This is a genomic window from Bradyrhizobium sp., from assembly GCF_049581145.1.
Classification (GTDB): Bacteria; Pseudomonadota; Alphaproteobacteria; order Rhizobiales; family Xanthobacteraceae; genus Bradyrhizobium.
The window spans coordinates 1-1,543 of the sequence record NZ_JBAURI010000217.1; the positions used below are offsets into that span (position 1 = coordinate 1).

At 57.5% G+C, this 1,543-nt stretch carries 1 protein-coding gene; it reads right to left on the reverse strand.

What is annotated here, in order from left to right; genetic code table 11:
- Positions 1-1,543, reverse strand: a 1,543-nt coding sequence (locus tag WCB02_RS07230; RefSeq protein WP_423957149.1) for a hypothetical protein, incomplete at both ends; no start/stop codon positions are given.

Sequence of the window (1,543 nt, forward strand, 5' to 3'; positions counted from 1 at the left end):
GCCTTGGCGTTTGACGAAACCGGCTCGCCACCTTGTACATAGAGAAGCGTCCCGTTATTCGCAGGCCGATACCCTATCCTGAACACACTGCTATAGGACCCGTTGATGCTGAACGCCTCTGGCGCGACGCCGTTTGCGACGCTATTAGTGGCACTGAACGCCGTGTACAGATCGGCAGGTCCTTCATCGTCCACGTTCACGCCACTGGAAGCATTACCGCCACTGACCGGCGTTGTCTGACCGATGTAGACATTAATGCCCGCATTCTGAAATTGCGATGTAGGGGCGCCAACAACCGTGTCTCCCGTCGAAAATGGCACCTGATTGGTGGCCAGCTGTACGTTGCCAGATACGCCGTTGTTGGTTCCCGTGATAAATGCAGATGGATAGAACGTGACACTCAATGAAGGCGAGGAAATGGCTAGCGTCCCCGTCGCAGACTCATTGCCGCCCGTCTGTGCCCACGTCATCAGCGGATTCATGCTATCGAGAGTGTTCGTAGCCACCGTAAAGGTGCCGTCCAGGTCCGACGGTGTCGCGCCCGCAACAATAATCGTGGACCCCGGCGGAAAGGAGTCGGTGTTGCCACCCGATGTACCAAGGTTCAGGGTCACCGTGTTTCCATTGCGCACTACGCTCGTCCCAGAGTTGCCGATGACTGGAGTTGCGGTCGCAACCGACGCTGGAAGAATGTTGCCGCCGCCGTTGCCGCCACCGTTGCAGCCGCCTGTAAGGCAGTTGCTGAAGAACACCTGTGTTGGAGAAGTCGCGCCAACCACCGCATAGGCTATCGGCCACGAACTTGCCGAGCTGGTCGCTACCAGCGATTCGCCGCATGCTCCACCCTGCATCACCAGGGCCGCAATCCCGCTGTTCCACGCATAACGTGTGGTGAAGGTGATTGGTTGCACCCCCGCGGCTGCTGTGCCGACGGACGTCACAGCTGCCTCTTCTTGAAAAGGTCCGGCAAGACAAGCGTCGGCTCCCGTTACAAAGTTGCCTGGGCTCGCCGGAGCCGTACCCAAGGTCACATTGCACGTCGTCGTCGTGTAGTTCTGCCACTGGCCAGCACCATTGTTCGTGCAGGAGCTCGGAATAATATTTCCCCACGCCGTAGAAACAGGCACGGTCCCCGAAGAAAGCGTGTAGAACATACTGTTCATCGCGTTGCCTTCAGTCGCCAGCGTTGCCTTGCTTCCGCCCTTTGAGGTGTCCAGCAAAATACCGCCATCGGCGAATTCATGGTTGTCCAACGTGCCGCAGAAGCCATGGCAGGTGAAGGAATTCGTAGTTAGCAAATTCGATCCCGCTGTGCCTCCACTCGCTACGACCCCTGAGAAATAACCAATCTGATTGGTGTGGTCGACCGTGTGCGTGACCGCCTCGTCAGAGGAGGCAACATTTCCGCCAAACGCGGTCAGGTAGGTATAGAAGGCCGCTGTGTCACCCTGGGCAAAGTGGCTGAAGTTTCCACCGTGCAACTGCGAGATACCTCGTGTTGCCGACTCCAGAATGTCAACGCCTAGATCGCATAGACTCCAAC